The following is a 19,113-nucleotide window of genomic DNA, read 5'->3' on the forward strand; positions in this document are numbered from 1 at the left end:
AACCCTCGGCTGGAAAACCCCCGCCCAAGCCCTCCAAGGAATTCTGGAAGAATCAGCAGCATAAGGACGTGTTGCAACGACCACTTGAATCCGCCACGGACGCTCGCTCACCTTTGTTGGGTTTCCGACGGACGCTCGCTCACCTTTAAGGCCAAAGTGTCGAACGCTCCGGCACATCTTTTGTGCAGGAGCGTTCGGCCAGGGGGCGTTCTATCTGCAGGAGGGTCGGCCCAAAAGGGGTCAAAAGTGAGCGAGCGTCCGGCGGTTGCTCTTTCGTGTGGGCGGGAGCTTAGGCGAGGGCGCCGTCGTTCACTTCGACCCCGTTCGGCTCCAGGTTGATCATGGGGGACCGCTTTTCGAAGTACCAGAAGGTCAGCAGGCCCAAGGCGCAACCGAGGAACCAGCTGTAGTTGCCGATCCACGTGGCGTTGACCGTGGTGGCTCCCGAGTCCAGGAGCGCCTTGGGAATCAGGACCGAAGCGATGGAGACGACGCCGCTGATGGCCACTGCCTTCACCGCGTTGGGGTTGTAACCGTTGCGGAACCAGTACTTGCCGTTGGGCTTCATCGTGTACATGTCCTCAACCCACACCTTCTGCTTGCCCACGAGGTAGTAGCCGGCGATCAGGATGCCAAAGAGCGGGCCGATCAGCGCACCGAGCACGCCGAGCGTGTAGTGGATGGCGTCGTCGTTCGAGTACCAGTTCCAAGGGGTCAGGATGACCGACCCAACGGCGGCGATCATGCCACCCGTGCGCCAGCTGATCTTCTGGGGGCTCACGTTCGAGAAGTCGAACGCCGGCGAGATGAAGTTGGCCACGATGTTGATACCCACGGTTGCGATGACAAAGGTCAGCCCGCCGAGCAGCACGGCGAACACCGAATCAATTTCCTGAACGGTCTTGACCGGGTCCGTGATGAGGTGCCCGAAGACCGGGATGGTAGCCGACGCCGTGATGACGGTCAGCAGCGAAAAGAACAGGAAGTTGACCGGCAGGCCCAGGAGATTGCCCTTCTTGACGGCATTGAAGCTCTTGCCGTAGCGCGCGAAGTCGCCGAAGTTGAGCATGGGACCCGAGAAGTAGGACACTACCAAGGCGATTGCGGAGATCATGACCGGGATGGACGCAGCGAAGTCGAGAGGTTCACCGGCGGACAGGTTGAGGCTGATATTGCTGATGCCGGCCTTGGACACGAGGTAGATGGCCAGAACCAACATGACGACGTACACGGCGGGTCCGGCGAAGTCGATGAACCGGCGGATGCTTTCCATTCCGTTCCAGAACAGTGCGGCCTGGGCTACCCAGAGGATTCCGTAGCAAATCCAACCCAAGGCAGAGAGGCCGAGGAAGCCGTACTGATGGACGTCGTACAACGGTTTCATGGCCGGGAAGAACTTCAGGAACACGATCACCAGGGCCTCAGAGGCCAGGAAGGTCTGCACCCCGTACCAGGCCACCGCGATCAGGCCTCGGATGATGGCTGGGATGTTGGCGCCCTTGACACCGAAGACCGCTCGGTTGATCACGGGGTACGGTACGCCGGTCTTCTGGCTGGGCTTCGCCACCAAGTTGCAGAAGACCTGGACGATCACGATGCCCACCAGCAGGGCCACCAACACTTGCCAGCTGGCCAGGCCAAGGGCAAACAGGCTGCCCGCTGTCACATAGCCGCCGATGCTGTGGACGTCCGACATCCAGAAGGCGAACAGGTTGTAGCTGCTCCAGCGTTGGTTCTTCAGGGGCACCAGGTCTTCATTGCAGAGCCGCGGATCGCGGTGTGCGGCGGCTTCGTCAATCGGGCTGCCGAGCAGCGTGCCGGTCTTCTCTGGGGCGAGTTGTGCTTCGGCCATCGGTTCCTCGAATCAGGTTTTCCACGACCAGGGGCAGTCGTTTCACTGATTCAATTGAATGGAACAGATGTTTCAATGCCGTTTCCGGGCGGCTAACTCTTCTTTACGCTTGGTGCTGCGGCTGCCCGAGCGTGCCGCGGCCAGCTGCCGCGCGACTATCGCCGCTCGATCTCTCCCAGCGAGTCGAAGACGCCGGTGATTTCCCTGACGCGGTCCCTTCCCGGGCGGCCCCGCGCCGTCAGCACGCCGTTCGCGAGGACGCTCATGAGGCTCATGGCCGAGGCGTAGCTGTCAAAGGCGGCGCTGCCCTCCACGGGGCACTCGATCCAGAGGGAGGCCTCCGCCGCAAGCCAACGGGCGCTGGGGTCGCCGATCAGGATGGTGGTCGCCCCGGTGTCGGTGGTCGCCTTCAGGACTTGGTGGAAGCCGTCCGGCCTGCGCCGGAAGCCGATCAGGACCACGACGTCGTTCGCGTCCAGCCCTGCTAGCTCCTCGCCGACGCTTTGGCCCGGTTGCGGGGCCAGGCTTACCGAGGGACGGCACTGCAGGAGCTGCTGCCGGAGGTGGAGGGCTACGGGGAAACTGTTGCGGAAGCCGATCAGCAAGACGTGCCGGGCCTCGGCCAGTCGCTGACTCACCTGGCGGAGGCGATCGTCGTCGAGCGTGTCGAAAAGCCGGTTCAGGCTCTGCTGTTCCGTTGCCAAATGCAGGGGGATTCCGCCGTCGGCTTCCTGCCTGGCGAGGGGCACTCCGCTGGACCTCAGGTTCCGGGTGTGTTCCTTCACCTCGTTGAAGTCGGCGAATCCGAGGTGGCGAAAGAGCCTGCTCATGGTGGCTTTGGACACTCCGCTGAGCTGGGCGAGCTCGGCCGCGTTATAGACGGCCAAGTCGCCAAGGCGGTCCAGCAGGGTGTCTGCGGCCTTTTGCTCCTGCGGCCCAAGCTCCGAATAGTGTTGTTGGATTCGCTCATCGATCCTCACGAAACAACCGTCTCACGCGGAGCCGCATCTAGCGCGAACTGGCAGGTGTCGCCCCTTTTCTGCGAGAAAGGGGCAACACCTGCCAGTTCGGTGGAGAAAAACCTAGTGGTCAGATACGGTAGACGACTTGAGCGGCACTTCCTTGCCTTCGGCGTCGATCAGTTTGCCGTTCTCGAAACGGTCACCGTGCGCGAGGCAAGCAATGTCCGCTTCGCTGACCACGCGGCCGGTACCTGCGACGAACACCGATTGGTTGTCCGAGTTGCCGGCCTTGAAGTGGTTGAAAAGGACATTCAGGACGATCGCCATGAGGGCGGCCGAGCTGATGCCCGAGTGGAAGATCGTGGAGAACCAGGACGGGAACTGGTCGTAGAACTTGGGGGCGGCGATCGGGATCATGCCGAAGCCGATCGATGCAGCCACGATGATGAGGTTCATGTTGTTGCGGTACTCCACTTTGGAGAGAGTCCGGATACCGCTCGCGGCTACCGTTCCAAAGAGTACGACGCCGGCACCGCCCAGGACGGGCGTCGGAACCGCTGCGACAACCCGGCCAAGGATGGGCAGTACGCCGAGGACCACCAGGATGAGCCCGCCGGCGCTGACCACGAAGCGGCTCTTGATGCCCGTGATGGCCACGAGTCCGACGTTCTGGGCGAAGGCGCTCTGGGTGAAGGAATTGAAGAGCGGCGAAACGGCGCTTGAGAGCATATCCGCACGCAGGCCGTTGCCGATGCGCTTGGAATCGACCTTGGTGCCCACGATTTCACCGACGGCGATGATGTCCGCCGACGTCTCGGTCAGGGTCACCAGGATGACGATCAGCATCGAAACGATCGAGGCGATTTCAAACGTGGGAGCACCAAAAGCGAAAGGAGTGGGGAAGGCCACGATCGGACCCTGGCCGACCTTGGAGAAATCGGCCATTCCCGTGACGAGGGCAATGACGGTCCCGATCACCATGGCAAGCAGGATGGAAAGGCGCGAGATGGCCGCGTTTCCAACTTTGCTGAGGAGCAGGACGATGCCCATCGTCGCTGCGGCGAGGCCGATGTTCGCCACGCTGCCGTAGGTGGGTGCGGCGGCGTTGCCGCCCATGGCCCAGTTGGCCGCGACCGGCATGAGTGTCAGCCCGATGGTGGTGATGACGGTACCCGTGACGACGGGCGGGAAGAACTTGATGATCTTGGAGAAGAGCGGGGTGATCAGCAGGCCGATCAGGGAAGCCACGATGACCGAGCCAAACACCGCCTGGATCCCGCCGCCGCCGTGGACAATCGCCACCATGGTGGAAACGCCGGCGAAGGAGACGCCCTGGACCAGGGGCAGTTGTGATCCGAAGAACGGGATGCCGATGGTCTGCAGAATGGTGGCGAGGCCGCCGACAAACAAGCAGGCCGCGATCAGGAGGCCGATGTCCTGCGAGGACATGCCTGCGGCGGCTCCGATGATGAGCGGCGGGGCGATGATGCCGCCGTACATGGTCAGGACGTGCTGGAAGCCGTAGGCGAACGTGCTCCCGATCGAGAGGCGTTTGTCCTCGGGGCGGGCTGGCCCGGACGCTGCGGGGCGGGTCTTATTCTTCGTGTTCATGGCAGACTTTCTTGGTTCATGGCAGACGTCTTTGTCTGGCTAACTTTGTCTGGCTAACGATGTGGTTTTTGGGTGCGAGTGATTGCCCAACTGACTCGCATTTGATGTCGTTTTGAGGCTCCAAAACGACACTTACTGCGAGTCAGTTGGGCGGGTAGATGGGGCTTAGCAGAAGCCGGCGATGCCGTTCCACGCAGCCGGGGCAGGTGTGGTGTTGTCGCGCTGGACCGTGGCCTCGATCAGGCCGTACGGGCGGTCCGCGGCGAAGAAGACCTCGTTGGGGTTGTCGAGGCCGAACGGGCTGAGGTCCACCAGGAAGTGGTGCTTGTTGGGCATGGAGAACTTGATCTCATCAACTTCGCTGTGCGCTTCGAGGACCTTCTTGCCCATGTCGAACAGGGTCTGCTGCAGGGCGTGGGAGTAGTTCTCCGTGAAGCCTTCCAAGAGCAGGGCCTTGATGTCCTCGTAGCTCTTGTTGAAGTCGGTCCCGGCGACGTCAAGGCCAGTGCTGTAGCGCCAGCGAGCCGAGACATCGGTGGCGAGGATGCGGTCCGTGGTCTCGGGCAGCGTGGTGTACCGGTCGCGGGGGTAGCCCACGAAGCCGGACTGGGTGGTCTTGAGGACGGTCAGGTCCTTGAGGCCTGAAATGACGTGCGTGGTGTTGCCTTCGCGGACCACGACGGCGGTGCGGACTTCCTGCCCCTTGCGGACAAAGCTGTGGTCGTGTTCGGAGCCGTGTGCCTGGATGCGGTCCCAGGTGTAGACCTCGGCTTCCCAGCGGCCGCCCGTGACCCACTCGAATCCGGAGGTGAAGTGTTCGCTCAGACGGAGGAGGAAGGCCTCGGGGGAGCCGATGCCGTCACGGGCGAAGGCGTAGATGGTGTTCTTCTGGGTGTCCGTGGCGACGACGTGTGCGTTGTCGCCCTGGAGGTGCGCAGCCTGGAAGTCGCCACGCAATTGTGAGGTGACGTTCAGGTCTTCGATCTGGTGGCGGTCGGTGTCGCGGGTGACTTTGACGACGCGGACTTCTGCCTTGCCGTACTGGTTGTCGCCGAGGACGATGTTGTTGCTCATGGTCATATCCCAACTTCTACGAGGTGGAACCCCTAAGGTCCACCAATGAAATTAAGCGCGTGTTTCAAACGCGTTTCTGGTGGAGCCGACCCAACAAAAAAGAGCCGGCATCCATTGATGCCAGCTCATTACGACCCTGCCTGCTGCTCCCAGGTTACGTGACCTACGCCACGAATTGAAGAAAGCGTAGCCCACGTTTGCCAGTGGTGTACATCACTTCGGAAAAATCGTTATCTACTTTCCGATTGTGACCGGCGGCGTCCTGCGTGGGATGTGGCCTCGCGGACACCGCTTGACGCGATTCGGGGATCCCCTCTACCATTTCCATATAACAAAAAATGTTTTCCAGTATGTGGAAATTCGATGCGGAAAGACAAGAGTTCGACGAAGGGCTTGGACCGCATCGCCACGGAGAACTTGAGCGCATGAAATAGGAGGACAGATGGACTCGCAGGATAAGAACAAAGTCGTGGAATTCCCGGCGCCCGGCCAGGAACTGTACCTGCCGTTCGGCGCCACGGATCCTGACTTCTACATTCCGGCCGACTGTGACCGCACGCCCGGGACATTCTCCCGTTGGCTGCGCGCCCTTCCGGTATTCGGCCGGCAGCGTTCCTAGGGCTCCTGCCTCTGGGGATGAGGGACTCTGCGCGACAGAGCCAAAAGGCGGGCGGCACTGAACCCCTCACCAAGGGGAAGGTGCCGCCCGCCGCTTTGCGCCGCCCGCCGCATCTTGAACAACTAGCTCTTTCCGACCTTCCGGAACTTCGGTGTGCTCTGCGGATTGTCGGCAAGAATCTTTAGGTTCATCCTGGCCCGCTGCCGTTCCCCTTCCGCCAGCAGCATCCATGACTGGTGCATTTCGTCGTTCAGGCATTCGTGCAGGCTGCTGACCCGGGAACGGTCGCTGCCGCGCATCTGTTCGCGCGTGGTCAGTGGTTCCACGACGCAAGCTGCAAGAACCACGGCGTCGTCCAGGTGCCGGCGCGTGTCCCGGCTGTCTTCCCTATATGCGGCGCCTTTGAGGACGAGCGCGCCCAGGACGTTCGGGATGCTGATGAGCACGTCAGATTCTTCATCACCATTGCTGGTAGTAAATCGGCAGTAGACGGTCCGCCTCAGGGCCTGTGTTCCGGCTGGCAGCGCGAACATGTCGTGGCCGGCCAGCCGCTGGGGCACGCTGGGAGCGACCCTGTCCGCGACCATGACGTCGACCTGCTCCTTCCCTCGGACAAACCGGTGCGCAGGAGCAGAGGAGTCGAGGGAGGTCTGCAGCGTGTAGCCCATCCCGGCGAGGACCCCCTGGACCTGAGGCACTGTCGTGGCCGGAGTCTCCAGGTGTAGGACGATGTCCACGTCTGCGGTTGGTCGGGTCACAGCCAGGGCGGCTCGGGCGGAGTGCAACTGGACCATGAGCCCTCCGACGAGCGTCCAGTGCTGCGCAGGCAGGTTCATGGCGAGTTCGATGCATTGCGGCCAAGGCTGGCCCCAGCCGCCCTGTGGGGCGGCAACATCCCAGATTTCTCTGCCGTCTTCGTGGATACTGTCAGCCACGGAGCTGTTTCTGCAGAAGCTTCTCGAGCACTGCCCGCCCGGCGGAGTGTTCCCTGGTTGCCACGGACTCAGCGAGGTCAAGGGCGATGGCCGCGATTGGCACGTCCTTGCTGAGTGCATCCTCGAAATCCACCTCTCGCAGGGTGACGTTGCCGTTCGAGCCCTCCTCCATATGGAAGGACTCGGCCATTTCATCGGCGACGCCCACGGGAACATAGCCGTCAAGGAAGCCTCCTCCGCTGGCAAGCCCAAAGACGGCGGCGACATCCGCGTCCTGCAAAGCCGTCCCACCAGTTGCGGCCACGTACTCTCGAAGCCTGGAGATCGTGTCTGGGGTGGCGCGGAACTTACGAACCGTGGCCCGGTTGCGGGCGGAGGCCAGGACCTCATCCACGCTGCGGGTCTTTAGGGACTGGCGTAGCCTGTAACGCTCAGAGGGTTGGAGCCAGGCCGCGTCACCGCCCCCGAGCATGGCGAGGGCGGCCCATGCGATGCGTGGACTCCAGGCACGGCCGGCCCGGCGTGGGACCTGACAGGCGCGGCCGAGGGAGTCGATGGAGACCAGGTGACTGGGGACGTTGGCAAGGACTTCCAGCTGTCCATGAGCGATCATGTTCCTGACTTGGCGCTGGCTCACTCCGAGCCGGTCGGCCGCTTCGGCGGTGCTTACATAGTTTGAAGCCATAGACACAATACTACCGATTTCGGAAGTATTCCGTATATACAGAATACTTCCTTTTTCGGAATAGTTTTGTCTATGCGCAGTACCGTTCTACATGGGCAAAGCCTTGGCGATCGTCGAAATGATCATGCTCGCTTTGACGGACACCAGGATCAAGCTGAGGGCGGTCAGTACAATCAAGGCCCAGACCGGCGCGAGTCCGCGCTGCGGGGCAACCTTGTGGACGATCACTGAACGGCCCACCACGTAGACGCCGGCGCCCAGAAATGCCCATGCCCAGTGGAAGGGCCGGACCACCCCGTCCCTCTGCAGCTTTTGCCAGTCGAGGTAGGACAAGAGAACACTGACCCCGTAGATGAGCCAAGCTGAAACGATCAGCAGGAAATAAGGAACGCCGAACGCGCTGGGATCGAGGGTGGGAACGCGTCTGGCGCCGACATACCGCAGGTGGAAGACTGGATTCCAGATCATCAGGATAATCAGCGTGACCACAGGCAGCAGTGTGACCAGCCAAATGAACGGATTGTAGACCGGGGTCTGCCGGCTGATTTCCGGGCGGGGAGCGGGCCGTGCCGGCCCCGCGAATTGACCCGGCCAAGCGGCGGCAGGCGACGATGCTCCGGGCTGACCCGTTCCCGCCTGGCCCGTTCCCGCCTGGCCCGCCGCTGCCTGTGGCGGGTTCCATGCAGTTCCGGTCCAGGCGGTGCCGTCCCACCATCGCAGCTGCCCCGAGCCCGATGGATCCGGGTACCAGCCTGCAGGGGTCGGAGTGCTGTGCTGCGGGACGGTCATTGCTGCCTCCTGATTGCTACCTAATCGAGAGGCTACTCCTAGCCCCTGATGATTTTCTGTGCGGCGGCTGAGTGTTTGGCAATAAGTTCCGGGATGTCCAAATCCGGAATTTGTCCGTCCACGACGCGCCACTTGCCGCCCACCATGACGCGGTCGGCGCGGTCCGCGGCGCAGAGCAACAATGCAGCGATGGGATCATGGCTGCCGGAGAAACGGAGCCCGTCGAGCTTGAACAGGGCAACGTCCGCCTGCATCCCGGGAGCTATCTGGCCGATGTCGGTGCGGCCCAGCACCGCCGCGGATCCCCGCGTCGCCCAGCCTAGCGCGCGTTCCACGGGGACGTCGGCACCATAGCGGAGCCGCTGCAGATACAACGCTTGCCGTGCTTCGAGGATCATGTTGGATGCATCGTTCGACGCCGAACCGTCCACTCCCAGCCCCACCGGAACCCCGGCGGCCTCGAGTTCCAACACCCTTGCGGTGCCGGATGCAAGCCGCATGTTCGACGTCGGGCAGTGCGCGACGGCGGTGCCCGCGGCACCCAGCCGGGCGATCTCGTCGTCGTCGAAATGGATGCCGTGGCCAAGCCAGGTGCGCTTGCTGAGCCAGCCGACGCTGTCCAAGTAATCCACGGTGCGCAGACCGAACATTTCGCGGCAGAAATCTTCCTCGTCGATGGTTTCGGCGAGGTGGGTGTGGAGCCGGACATCCAGCCGTTCGGCCATGGCGGCGCTCTCGGCCATGATTTCCCTGGTCACCGAGAACGGCGAGCAAGGGGCCAAGGCAATCTGGATGACCGCGCCGTCTCCGCGTTCGTGATAGTTCCCGATCAGCCGTTCGCCGTCCGCCAGGATCACCTCCGGACGCTGCACGGTGGAGCGCGGCGGCAGGCCGCCGTCGTCCTCGCCCAGCGTCATGGAGCCTCGGGTCAGGGTGGCGCGCATGCCGAGTTCGCGCACGACGCCGACCTCGACGTCGATCGCGTCCTCAAGTCCCGCCGGGAAGAGGTAGTGGTGGTCGGCTGCCGTGGTGCAGCCGGAGAGCAGCAGTTCCGCGAGCGCTACTTTCACGGCGAGTTCGAGGCTGTCCGGGGTCAGCCGAGCCCATACGGGATAGAGGTTCTGCAGCCATGGGAACAGGGGAGCATTGGCCACCGGACCCCAGGCGCGCGTGAGCGTTTGGTAGAAGTGGTGGTGCGTGTTGATGAGGCCGGGCAGCAGGACGTGGCTCCCGGCGTCGAAGATTCGATCGCAGGGTGCCGAAGGTTGCATTCCTGCGGGAACGAGTTCGGAGATCTTTCCATCGCTGACCACGATCCCGCCGGTGGCGTCGAGCCCGTTGGCGGTGAACACTGCGAGGGGATTCTTGATCCAGAGCCTGGAGGGGGGTGGCGCGGCTTGGGCTGCTGGTTCGAAATAGGGTTTCGGAGACACTGGAATCCTTGTCTGGTCGGCGTAGTTGCGTTCCAGCTCAGTGGTTCCTGTCTGCTGATCCAGGTTTCGGCGGGTGAACCCTGCCGGTGGCACCCAGCGTAGGTGGCTCCCCGAAATGCGTCAATGTGACCGGCACCAACCGCCCGGCCAGAAGTCTAATTTCACATGTCGAAACTTTTTTTCCGGAAACTATGGCGCGGCTCACATCTCCGGTGCTAATCTCAATTTGCCAAAGGCGGGCACCCGGACTCCGGGAAGCTATCTACCAGGCGAAACCTTCAAAAGCACATGCTGAAGCCTGGTAATCGCAGCACTGGTCTGTCATGTTCAGATGCCCCCTGGTTACAGGCTTCCTCAGCACTAAGGAAGTCGCACATGAGTACCACCGTCACGGCCGAACATTTCTTGGCCACCTCCATTGAGCTGGCAACAGCCAATGTCCTCAACAGCGGCGGGCCGTTCGGCGCCGTCATTGTCACCGCGGATGGCCGCGCCTTCGAAGGCGTCAACCGGGTCACCGCCACCAACGACCCCACGGCCCACGCCGAGGTCACCGCCATCCGCAATGCTTGCCGCGAACTCGGCACGTTCGATCTTAGCGGAGCCACCCTCTACACGAGCTGCGAGCCATGCCCCATGTGCCTGGCCTCGGCCCTCTGGGCACGCATCGACAACGTCGTCTTTGCAGCAGACCGGCACGACGCCGCCTCAGTCGGCTTCGACGACGCAGTCTTCTACGAATACTTCGAGAACGAGGACCGCGACAAGCTCATGCCGGTCACGAAGCTGGAACTGGGCGACCCCCAGGCACCGGCCATCCTGGAACCGTTCAACACCTGGAACACGCTTGACTCCAGGATTGACTACTAGGGCCGGTGGCTGAAATGACAATCCTGGACCCCGCAGAAATGCAAACGGCAACTGAAAAGCAGGCTGCGCCCCTGGGCGTAGGGCAGACAGTGGCACGCGAAAAGCACACGGCAACCGGACTGGCAACACGGGGCAATGCCCCCAGGCCCCCGGCGTCGAACTCCTTCCTGGATCGTTTCTTCCAGATCACCAAGCGTGGCTCCACGCTGGCCCGCGAATTCCGCGGCGGCATTGTCACGTTCTTCACGATGGCCTACATCGTTATCCTCAACCCGCTGATCCTGGGCGGTTTCTCGGCCCAAAACGCACCCACGGACGTGGCAGGCGGATGGTTGTCGGCAGCGCAGGTGGGGGCCGTCACCGGCCTGACCGCCGGTGTCATGACGGTCCTCTTCGGCCTCATCGCGAACCTGCCGTTCGGCCTCGCGGCGGGCCTGGGAATCAACTCGTTCCTTGCCGTCGCCGTCATCCACGAAGTCACCTGGCCAGAAGCCATGGGCCTGGTTGTCATCAACGGAATCCTGATTGTCCTGTTCGGCGCCACGGGTGCCCGGACCGCGATCTTCAGGGCCGTCCCCAAGGAACTCAAGGCCGCCATCACCGTTGGCATCGGCTTGTTCATCGCCTTCATCGGCTTCGTCGACTCCGGCTTTGTCCGCGCCACAAAAGGTGGACCTCCGGTGCAGCTCGGCACGGATGGTTCCATCACCTCCATCCCCACCCTCGTTTTCATCGTTGGTCTGCTGGTCATGGGAATCCTCGTGGCCCGAAAGATCCAGGGCGGCCTCCTGATCGGAATCGTCGCCACCACGGTCCTCGCCGCCGTCGTCGAGGCCGTCATGCACATCGGGCCCGGCAGCGCCGCCAATCCCGGTGGCTGGCACCTCAACACTCCGGTGCTGTCCGGCCAGTTGGTTTCCGCCCCGGACTTCAGCTTGGTAGGCCATTTCGACCTCTTTGGTTCGTTCTCGAGGATCGGCGGCCTGGCGGCCACGATGCTGGTGTTCACGCTGGTGTTCACCAACTTCTTCGACGCCATGGGCACCATGACCGGCCTCGCCAAGAGCGCCGGCGTGGCACACAAGGACGGTACTTTCCCCAAGCTCAAGTCGGCCTTCATTGTCGAGGGCCTTGGCGCGGTAGCCGGCGGCGCGACGTCGGGCTCGTCCAACACCGTGTACATCGACTCCGCAGCCGGGATTGGCGAAGGCGCCCGCACCGGCTTGGCTTCGGTGGTCACCGGCCTGCTGTTCCTAGGTTCGATGTTCTTGACCCCGCTCACTAGCGTGGTTCCGCTCGAGGTCGCAGCCGCAGCCTTGGTAGTGGTGGGAGCCATGATGATGGCACAGATCCGCGAGATCAAGTTCTCCAAGTTCTCCGTCGCCCTGCCGGCCTTCCTGACCATCGTCACCATGCCGCTGACGTACTCCATCGCCAACGGCATCGGCGTCGGGTTCATCTCCTGGGCCGTGATCCATGCGGCATCGGGCAAGGGCAAGAAGGTCCACCCGCTGATGTGGGTGGTGACAGTGGGCTTCCTGATCTACTTTGCCCGCGGGCCGATCAGCGCCCTGATGGGAGCGTAGCCGGCCATTGAGACGGCGGTCCGGCCGCAAGTCACCGCAATGAATAGGCGTCCGCCGATCGTCCTCCCACCGCAAGGTGCGGACGACGACGGCGGGCGGCGGTGAGGTGCGGCCGCTCCGCTCAGGACCGGGGTGGGAAATGAGAGGCCCGCCCCGGTCCTCTTCACGAAAGGGTTGCCTGTTTACCCGAAGCTCTCCTGTACAGACGCAAGGAATGAGAATATGAGGCAAGATCGCACACTGCCCCGGGCGGGTCTCCGGTCCGGGACCTCGGTAAAGGAAGTGTTGCCATGCTGGATTTGATGCCTTCGCTGGGCACCTGGCGGCCTGCGGTCTCCGGCGAGCGATGCGCCGTAGCCACCATCGTGGCCGCGGGAGGCTCCGTGCCCCGGCCCCTCGGCACGTCCATGCTGGTCTCCGAACATGGCGATGTCCTCGGCAGCCTCTCCGGAGGGTGCGTGGAAGGAGCCGTAGTAGAGGCCGCCCTTGAAGCAATGCGCGACGGCGGCAGCCGCCTTGAGTCGTTCGGCTACAGCGCCGAGGACGCGTTCGCCGTCGGGCTCACCTGTGGTGGCGAGCTGGAAGTCCACATCCAACCAATCCAATCAACCAGCGCCGCCGGACTGGACCCGGCCTTGTTGAACGCGGTCGGCGGCGGCTGGCCCTCTTCCATGGCACTCATCCGCAGGCTCGACGCCGCGGGAGGGGCCGTGGTCGTTCGTGATCCGGCGCGCTTTTCCGTGGCGGATTCAAAGAAGCTCTCGGCCCTGCTTGGCGGGGACGCCGGCGTGATCCGCGCCGCTGCAGCGCAGCTTGAGCCACTCCTGCATGGTGGGCGGACCGGGTTGGTGCGGCTCGCCCCGGCCGAAGGCTGCGGGACGGTGCCGGACCCCAAACCCATTACCCTCCTCGTGGAAAGCCGCTTGCCCGCGGCCCGGATGCTCATCTTTGGCGCCAACGACTTCGGCGCGGCATTGCTCCCCGCCGGGAAGCTCCTGGGCTACGAGGTCACTTTGTGTGACGCGCGGCCCGCGTTTTCGAGCCAAGGCCGTTTCCTCGCCGCCGACCACCTCGTCACGGATTGGCCGCACCGCTACCTTGCCGCAGAAGCGGCCGCCGGCCGGATCGATTCCCGCACCGTGGTGTGCGTGCTGACCCACGATCCCAAGTTCGATATTCCGCTGCTGGAAACCGCCCTCGGTTTGGATCTCGCATATGTGGGCGCCATGGGTTCGAGGCGCAGCCACCGGCAGCGGATCGATGGACTGCTGGCCTGCGGTACCTCGCCTGAGGCACTTGAACGGCTTCATTCGCCCATTGGGCTGGACCTTGGCGCGGTTACTCCGGCCGAAGTCGCGGTGTCCATTACGGCCGAGATCCTCGCCACGCGTGCGCCCCAAGCGGCGCGCGGCTGGGTTTCGCTCAAGGACGGCACCGGTCCGATCCATCCCAGCCGTCCCGAAAACCGCACCCCCGAACAAAGCAAGGTGACCCCATGGACATGAACACCATCGAGTCCGTGGTTGCCACCACGGATCCAGGACAATGGCGCGACGGCGACGCCTGGCTCGCCGGCGGCACGGTCCTGTTCTCCTACGGCAGCCCGGCAGGCAGCGAGGAACCGTTGAAGCGCTTGCTGGACCTTGGCCAAGCGGGCTGGCAGTCCGTGACCGTGAGCGACGCCGGCATCGAGCTTGCCGCTACCTGCACTGTTGCCGAGCTCTACGCGCTCCCGGTTTCGGACGCCGTGGCCGGACGGAACTGGCCGGGGCTGGATCTTTTCCGCCCGTGCTGCGACTCTTTCGTGGCCTCCTTCAAGGTGTGGAACATGTCCACCGTTGGCGGCAATCTGTGCACCTCGCTACCGGCCGGACCCATGATTTCGCTGTGCGCCGGCCTGGATGCCACGGCCACCATCCTTGGCCGGCACGGCAGCAGCCGCACTGTTCCTGTGGCCGAGTTCGTGACCGGGGACGGGAAAAACTGCTTGGCACCCGGCGAGCTCCTCCGCAGCATCCAGGTGCCGGCGTCGGCTCTTTCCGCGCGGCTCGCCTTCCGCCGCCTCTCGCTCAGCAACCTCGGGCGGTCCGGGGTACTGCTGATTGGAAGGCTCGACGCCGATGGCACCCTGGTCCTCACCGTCACCGCCGCGACCAAGCGGCCAGTGCAGCTGCGGTTCGCTGCCACGGACGTGCCCGACGCCGGGCAGCTGGCTTCCGCCGTCGAGCGCTCAATCCCCGTGGAGCTGTACCACGACGACATCCATGGGCTCCCGGAATGGCGTCGCGACATGACCTTCCGCCTCGCCGAAGAGATTCGCGTGGAGCTGCTCGACCCTGCTGGACCCGGAGAGCCGTTCACCGTCTCGGGCGATTTCTGGCCACCGCACGCCACGTCGCCACAACCGTCCACTCAACCCGAATTCAAGAAGGAGGCCTGAGCATGGCAATCGAAATCAACGGAACCGCCACCGAGGCCGAACCGCGCCCGGGCCAGTGCTTGCGGACGTTCCTGCGCGAACAGGGCAACTTCGGCGTCAAGAAAGGCTGCGACGGCGGCGACTGTGGCGCCTGCACCGTCCACGTGGACGGCACCCCCGTGCACAGTTGCATCTACCCGGCCGTCCGCGCCGAAGGACACTCGGTCACCACTATCGAAGGGCTGTCGAGCGCGATCTCGTCCGGCGGGGAAGAGCTACATCCCGTCCAGCAGCAGTTTCTGGAACACCAAGGTTTCCAATGCGGCTTCTGCACGGCGGGCATGATGATGACTGCCGCCACCTTCGACGAGGAACAGAAAGCCAACCTGCCGCGCAGCCTCAAGGGAAACCTGTGCCGCTGCACGGGTTACCGCTCCATTGCGGAGGCTGTTTGCGGTAACCCCACCCATGCACCCGGCGGCGATGCGGCAGTCACGGCAGCTCCGAACTCGGGCCAGCTCGGTGACGACGTCCCCGCCCCGGCGGGCCGCGCCGTCGTCACTGGCACCGCGCGCTACACCCTCGACGTCCCTGCGGAACAACTCCCGGGGCTGCTGCACCTCAAGCTGCTGCGCTCGCCGCACGCGCATGCCCGGATTGTTTCCATCGATACGACGGCGGCCCTCCAGGTACCGGGCGTCGTCGCGGTCTTCACCCACGAGGACGCGCCGGCCCAGTTGTTCTCGACCGCCCAGCACGAGCTCTACACCGATGATCCGGACGACACGCGTGTCCTCGACAACGTGGTGCGCTTCATCGGCCAGCGGGTTGCCGCCGTCGTCGCCGAATCGGTGGGCGCAGCGGAAGCCGGAGCACGGGCCATCAAGGTGGAATACGAACTTCTTGACGCTGTCTTCTCGCCGCAGGACGCGTTGTTGCCCGGGGCGCCCGCGATCCACGGGGAGAAAGACGGGGAAACGGCCCGGATTTCCCGCCCGCAGAACAACGTCGTAGCTGAAGTCCATTCCCAGTTGGGGAACGTTGAATCCGGATTTGCAGCGGCCGATTTCATTCATGAGAACATGTATCAAACCCAGCGCGTGCAGCACGTCGCGATGGAAACGCACTGTTCCATCGCGTGGATAGAACCTACTGGGACGCCCGGAGAGGACCGGCTCATGGTGCGTTCCTCCAGTCAGGTCCCGTTCCTTGTCCGGCGTACCCTGGCTCGCGTGTTCGATCTCCGCGAGGACCGCATCCGCGTGATTGCTGGCCGGGTTGGCGGCGGGTTCGGCGGCAAGCAGGAAGTGCTCACCGAGGACCTCGTGGCCATGTCGGCCCTCAAACTGGGCCGGCCGGTGCAAGTGGAGTTCACCCGCACCGAACAATTCACTGCCACCACCACGCGACACCCCTTCGCCATCAAGGTCAAGGCGGGAACGACGCGTGACGGCCACCTGACGGCGATGCAGCTGGACGTCGTCACCAACACGGGTGCTTACGGAAACCATGCGCCCGGAGTGATGTTCCACGGTTGCGGCGAATCCTTGGCCGTCTACAAATGCGCCAACAAGAAGGTGGACGCGCAGGCGGTGTACACCAACACCGTCCCAGCAGGTGCATTCCGCGGCTACGGCTTGAGCCAGATGATCTTCGCGATCGAATCCGCGGTGGACGAGCTCGCCGTCGGAATCGGCATGGACCCCTTGGAGTTCCGGCTCAAGAACATGGTCCGGCCGGGTGACGACATGCTTTCCACGAACCCAGAACCGGAAGAGGACGTCTTCTACGGCAGCTACGGCCTGGACCAGTGCGTGGCTTTGGTCCGGGATGCCCTCGAACGGGGGGAGAAACGTTACCGGGACGCCGGCCTCGACAACCTCGGCCCGGAGTGGGCCACCGGCGTCGGATCCGCGCTGTCCATGATCGACACCGTTCCGCCCCGCGGGCACTTCGCCCACACGCGACTCAGGCTCCTGCCGGACGGTACGTTCGACGCCGCCGTCGGGACCGCCGAGTTCGGCAACGGCACCACCACGGTCCACGCCCAACTTGCCGCGACCGCACTGTCCACGACGGCGTCGAAGGTGGCTGTACGTCAGTCCGACACGGATCTCGTGGAGCACGACACCGGTGCGTTCGGCTCCGCAGGCACCGTGGTGGCCGGGCAGGCTACGCTCCTTGCGGCGCAGGATCTCGCAGTGCGGATCCGGGCTGTGGCTGCTGCGTTCCTCGGTGTTTCGGAGGCGGACTGTGTTTTGGAGGACGGAGTCGTGCGCTGTGGTGAACGGGTCCTGACGTTCACGGAAGCGTACGACGCCGCGCAGCAGCAGGGCGTGGAACTCGCCGCCCAGGGCCGTTGGGGTGGAACGCCGCGTTCGGTTGCCTTCAACGTCCACGGATTCCGGGTGGCAGTGAATACCGGAACCGGGGAACTGCGGATCCTGCAGAGCGTGCAGGCAGCGGATGCCGGAGTCGTGGTCAATCCACGGCAATGCCGTGGCCAGGTAGAAGGTGGAATCGCCCAAGCGCTCGGCGTCGCGCTGTACGAGGAAGTCCGCGTGAACGACGCCGGCCGGGTCACCACGGACATCCTGCGCCAGTACCACATCCCGTCCTTCGCGGACGTGCCGCGCAGCGAGGTCTACTTCGCGAAAACGAACGATCAGATGGGGCCGCTCGGTGCGAAGTCCATGAGCGAGAGCCCGTTCAACCCCGTGGCGCCCGCGCTGGCTAACGCCATCCGGAATGCCACCGGGGTGAGGTTCGCGGCGCTCCCCATCGCTCGGGACAAGATCTACCTCGCGCTCAAGGACGCTGCCGCCCCCACCCAACTAGTCCCCACCGCCGCCCTCGCCTCGCAAGCTCGGCCAGGGAACCCTGGCGGCGTGGGCCCCCGCATTTAATGCCGTTTTGAGGCCTCATAACGGCATCTACTGCTAGCCAGTTGGGTGGCTTGGCATTGGGAGGAGCTAATCGCCGAGGAGGTGTAGCTGGGCCCTGGTGTCCACGTCTGCTCCGCTGGCGAGGTCGCTACAGTCGACGACGTCCACCAGCCCGGGGTGCGCTTTCAGGAATCGGCGCGCTCCGGCGTCGCCTGCGGCGGACTCGGCTGCTTCGGCGCGGAGGGCGGCGTCGATGACCAAGGGGTGGCCGCGCCGGAGTTTTGCGGGTGCGCTGCCGTCGTGGGCGTCTTCTGCGTACCCCGCGGCGGTCACGCGGCCACGTTGGTGCGCAGCCAGCAGCCTGGCGACGACGCCGGGGGTCAGGCTGGGCTGGTCCACCAAAGCCATCAGGACGTTGTGGCCGTGGGCTGCCGCGGCAACCCCTGTCCGGAACGAGCTGGCCATGCCGGAGGCCCACTCCGGGTTGTCCACCACGAGGTACCGGTCCAGATCCGTGGTGCGGCGGACTTCCTCGGATCCTGCACCGAGCACCACCACTACCTCGCGGCATCCGCCGTCGAGCAGCGCCTTGGCGAGCACCTCCACTAAGGTGCGGCCGCGGAAGGGGAGCAATGCCTTGGGGCCGAGGCCCAGGCGCGTCCCTGCGCCGCCGGCCAACAGCACGCCCGTGGTGGGCGCGGGGCTGGTGTGGTTCATGGGATCACCCTATCCATGGGGCCCTAGAGTTCCGTAGGTTTACCTTGCATTCCGACATAGGTCTACCGAAAAAGGTTGAATATTACCCATGGGTAGGCCTTCTGGGAGGCTCCTACGGCGGATATTCTCTTAGGGACTTCACGAGAGTCAGTGGTCATCGGAAAGGATGCAACGATGCATCCGCGGTGGAAAGAGGGTTTATGTCTGGCATTTTCGAAATCTTGGCAGCAGGGGAACAAACGTTCCACTTTCGGTTGAAGGCCGATGATGGAACCGTAGTGGCAGTGTCGCCCAGGTTCCGAGATATAACGGCCCTCGTGGCCGGTATCAACGCTGTCAGGGAGAATGCCGCCACAGGATTCGTGGTGGATCACCGCTCGCTCGGAACGCAATAAAAGAAATCGGCGGCAGTGCTCACAGGAGCACTGCCGCCGATTAGTTTTTAAGGCACCTTAGGAGTCGCCTCCTGAACCGCCAGTGGTGCCGGCGGTGACGTCCAGGAGCTTGTAGCGGTCAATGGCGTACGACGGCGCACTCGGGTCTACCTCGCCCCTCGCCGCGAGGAGTTGGAGGGTTTTGGTGACGATCGAGTGGGTGTCGTTCTTGAAGAAGCGTCGTGCGGCTTGGCGGGTGTCGGAGAAGCCGAAGCCGTCGGCGCCGAGGGAGGCGAATTCGT

General features: G+C 63.8%; 17 protein-coding genes. 7 read left to right on the plus strand and 10 right to left on the minus strand.

Annotated elements, in window-relative coordinates; translation table 11 throughout:
- Positions 1-289 precede the first annotated feature (289 nt).
- The 4 genes from HNP00_RS22590 to pucL all read right to left on the minus strand — a co-directional run bounded on the left by HNP00_RS22590 (position 290) and on the right by pucL (position 5,505).
- The gene (locus HNP00_RS22590) at positions 290-1,852 is read right to left on the minus strand and encodes an NCS1 family nucleobase:cation symporter-1 (protein ID WP_184741960.1); all 1,563 of its coding nucleotides are present in this window, start codon (positions 1,850-1,852) and stop codon (positions 290-292) included.
- A 155-nt stretch (positions 1,853-2,007) separates the two neighbouring features.
- Positions 2,008-2,832 (minus strand): MurR/RpiR family transcriptional regulator, encoded by an 825-nt coding sequence (locus HNP00_RS22595; RefSeq protein WP_184741961.1) that lies wholly within the window; start codon positions 2,830-2,832, stop codon positions 2,008-2,010.
- 102 nt (positions 2,833-2,934) lie between these two features.
- Positions 2,935-4,425 (minus strand): nucleobase:cation symporter-2 family protein, encoded by a 1,491-nt coding sequence (locus tag HNP00_RS22600; protein WP_184741962.1) that lies wholly within the window; start codon positions 4,423-4,425, stop codon positions 2,935-2,937.
- Positions 4,426-4,590: 165 nt separating this feature from the next.
- Positions 4,591-5,505: a factor-independent urate hydroxylase gene (pucL, locus tag HNP00_RS22605; RefSeq protein WP_184741963.1), complete on the minus strand. Its 915-nt coding sequence runs from the start codon at positions 5,503-5,505 to the stop codon at positions 4,591-4,593.
- 436 nt (positions 5,506-5,941) lie between these two features.
- Here pucL and HNP00_RS22610 point away from each other — a divergent pair, with 436 nt between their 5' ends.
- A complete protein-coding gene (locus HNP00_RS22610) occupies positions 5,942-6,118 on the plus strand; it encodes a hypothetical protein (protein WP_184741964.1) in 177 nt (58 codons plus the stop codon).
- A 122-nt stretch (positions 6,119-6,240) separates the two neighbouring features.
- On the opposite strand, the gene HNP00_RS22615 is transcribed toward HNP00_RS22610, so the two are convergent.
- The 4 genes from HNP00_RS22615 to HNP00_RS22630 all read right to left on the minus strand — a co-directional run bounded on the left by HNP00_RS22615 (position 6,241) and on the right by HNP00_RS22630 (position 9,960).
- Entirely contained in the window at positions 6,241-7,053 is an 813-nt protein-coding gene (locus tag HNP00_RS22615) for a hypothetical protein (protein WP_184741965.1), read from the minus strand.
- Entirely contained in the window at positions 7,046-7,738 is a 693-nt protein-coding gene (locus HNP00_RS22620; RefSeq protein ID WP_184741966.1) for a helix-turn-helix domain-containing protein, read from the minus strand. The genes HNP00_RS22615 and HNP00_RS22620 overlap by 8 nt, the downstream gene beginning before the upstream one ends.
- Before the next feature lie 87 nt (positions 7,739-7,825).
- Positions 7,826-8,527 carry a DUF2510 domain-containing protein gene (locus HNP00_RS22625; protein WP_184741967.1) on the minus strand — a complete coding sequence of 234 codons (702 nt, stop codon included), beginning with the start codon at positions 8,525-8,527 and terminating at the stop codon, positions 7,826-7,828.
- Positions 8,528-8,565: 38 nt separating this feature from the next.
- Positions 8,566-9,960 (minus strand): 8-oxoguanine deaminase, encoded by a 1,395-nt coding sequence (locus HNP00_RS22630; protein ID WP_184741968.1) that lies wholly within the window; start codon positions 9,958-9,960, stop codon positions 8,566-8,568.
- Positions 9,961-10,335: 375 nt separating this feature from the next.
- Between HNP00_RS22630 and HNP00_RS22635 the strand changes: the two genes are divergently transcribed.
- From HNP00_RS22635 to HNP00_RS22655, 5 genes are all read left to right on the plus strand, one after another.
- The gene (locus tag HNP00_RS22635) at positions 10,336-10,830 is read left to right on the plus strand and encodes a nucleoside deaminase (protein ID WP_184741969.1); all 495 of its coding nucleotides are present in this window, start codon (positions 10,336-10,338) and stop codon (positions 10,828-10,830) included.
- A 5-nt stretch (positions 10,831-10,835) separates the two neighbouring features.
- Positions 10,836-12,416: an NCS2 family permease gene (locus HNP00_RS22640; protein WP_184741970.1), complete on the plus strand. Its 1,581-nt coding sequence runs from the start codon at positions 10,836-10,838 to the stop codon at positions 12,414-12,416.
- 290 nt (positions 12,417-12,706) lie between these two features.
- On the plus strand, positions 12,707-13,921 hold the full coding sequence (locus HNP00_RS22645; RefSeq protein ID WP_184741971.1) for an XdhC family protein: 1,215 nt from the start codon (positions 12,707-12,709) through the stop codon (positions 13,919-13,921).
- Positions 13,912-14,856 (plus strand): xanthine dehydrogenase family protein subunit M, encoded by a 945-nt coding sequence (locus HNP00_RS22650; protein ID WP_184741972.1) that lies wholly within the window; start codon positions 13,912-13,914, stop codon positions 14,854-14,856. Before HNP00_RS22645 ends, HNP00_RS22650 begins: the two co-directional genes overlap by 10 nt.
- Before the next feature lie 2 nt (positions 14,857-14,858).
- Positions 14,859-17,741: a molybdopterin-dependent oxidoreductase gene (locus tag HNP00_RS22655; protein ID WP_184741973.1), complete on the plus strand. Its 2,883-nt coding sequence runs from the start codon at positions 14,859-14,861 to the stop codon at positions 17,739-17,741.
- A 66-nt stretch (positions 17,742-17,807) separates the two neighbouring features.
- Here HNP00_RS22655 and nboR read toward each other — a convergent pair whose 3' ends face one another.
- The gene (gene nboR / locus HNP00_RS22660) at positions 17,808-18,437 is read right to left on the minus strand and encodes a nicotine blue oxidoreductase (protein WP_184741974.1); all 630 of its coding nucleotides are present in this window, start codon (positions 18,435-18,437) and stop codon (positions 17,808-17,810) included.
- A 200-nt stretch (positions 18,438-18,637) separates the two neighbouring features.
- Between nboR and HNP00_RS22665 the strand changes: the two genes are divergently transcribed.
- Positions 18,638-18,832 (plus strand): YegP family protein, encoded by a 195-nt coding sequence (locus HNP00_RS22665; protein WP_184741975.1) that lies wholly within the window; start codon positions 18,638-18,640, stop codon positions 18,830-18,832.
- A gap of 57 nt (positions 18,833-18,889) precedes the next feature.
- Here the strand turns inward: HNP00_RS22665 and HNP00_RS22670 are convergent.
- Positions 18,890-19,113: hypothetical protein (locus HNP00_RS22670; RefSeq protein ID WP_184741976.1), on the minus strand; the 224-nt coding region annotated here is incomplete at its 5' end.

This window comes from Arthrobacter sp. AZCC_0090, assembly GCF_014207375.1.
Taxonomy (GTDB): Bacteria; Actinomycetota; Actinomycetes; order Actinomycetales; family Micrococcaceae; genus Arthrobacter.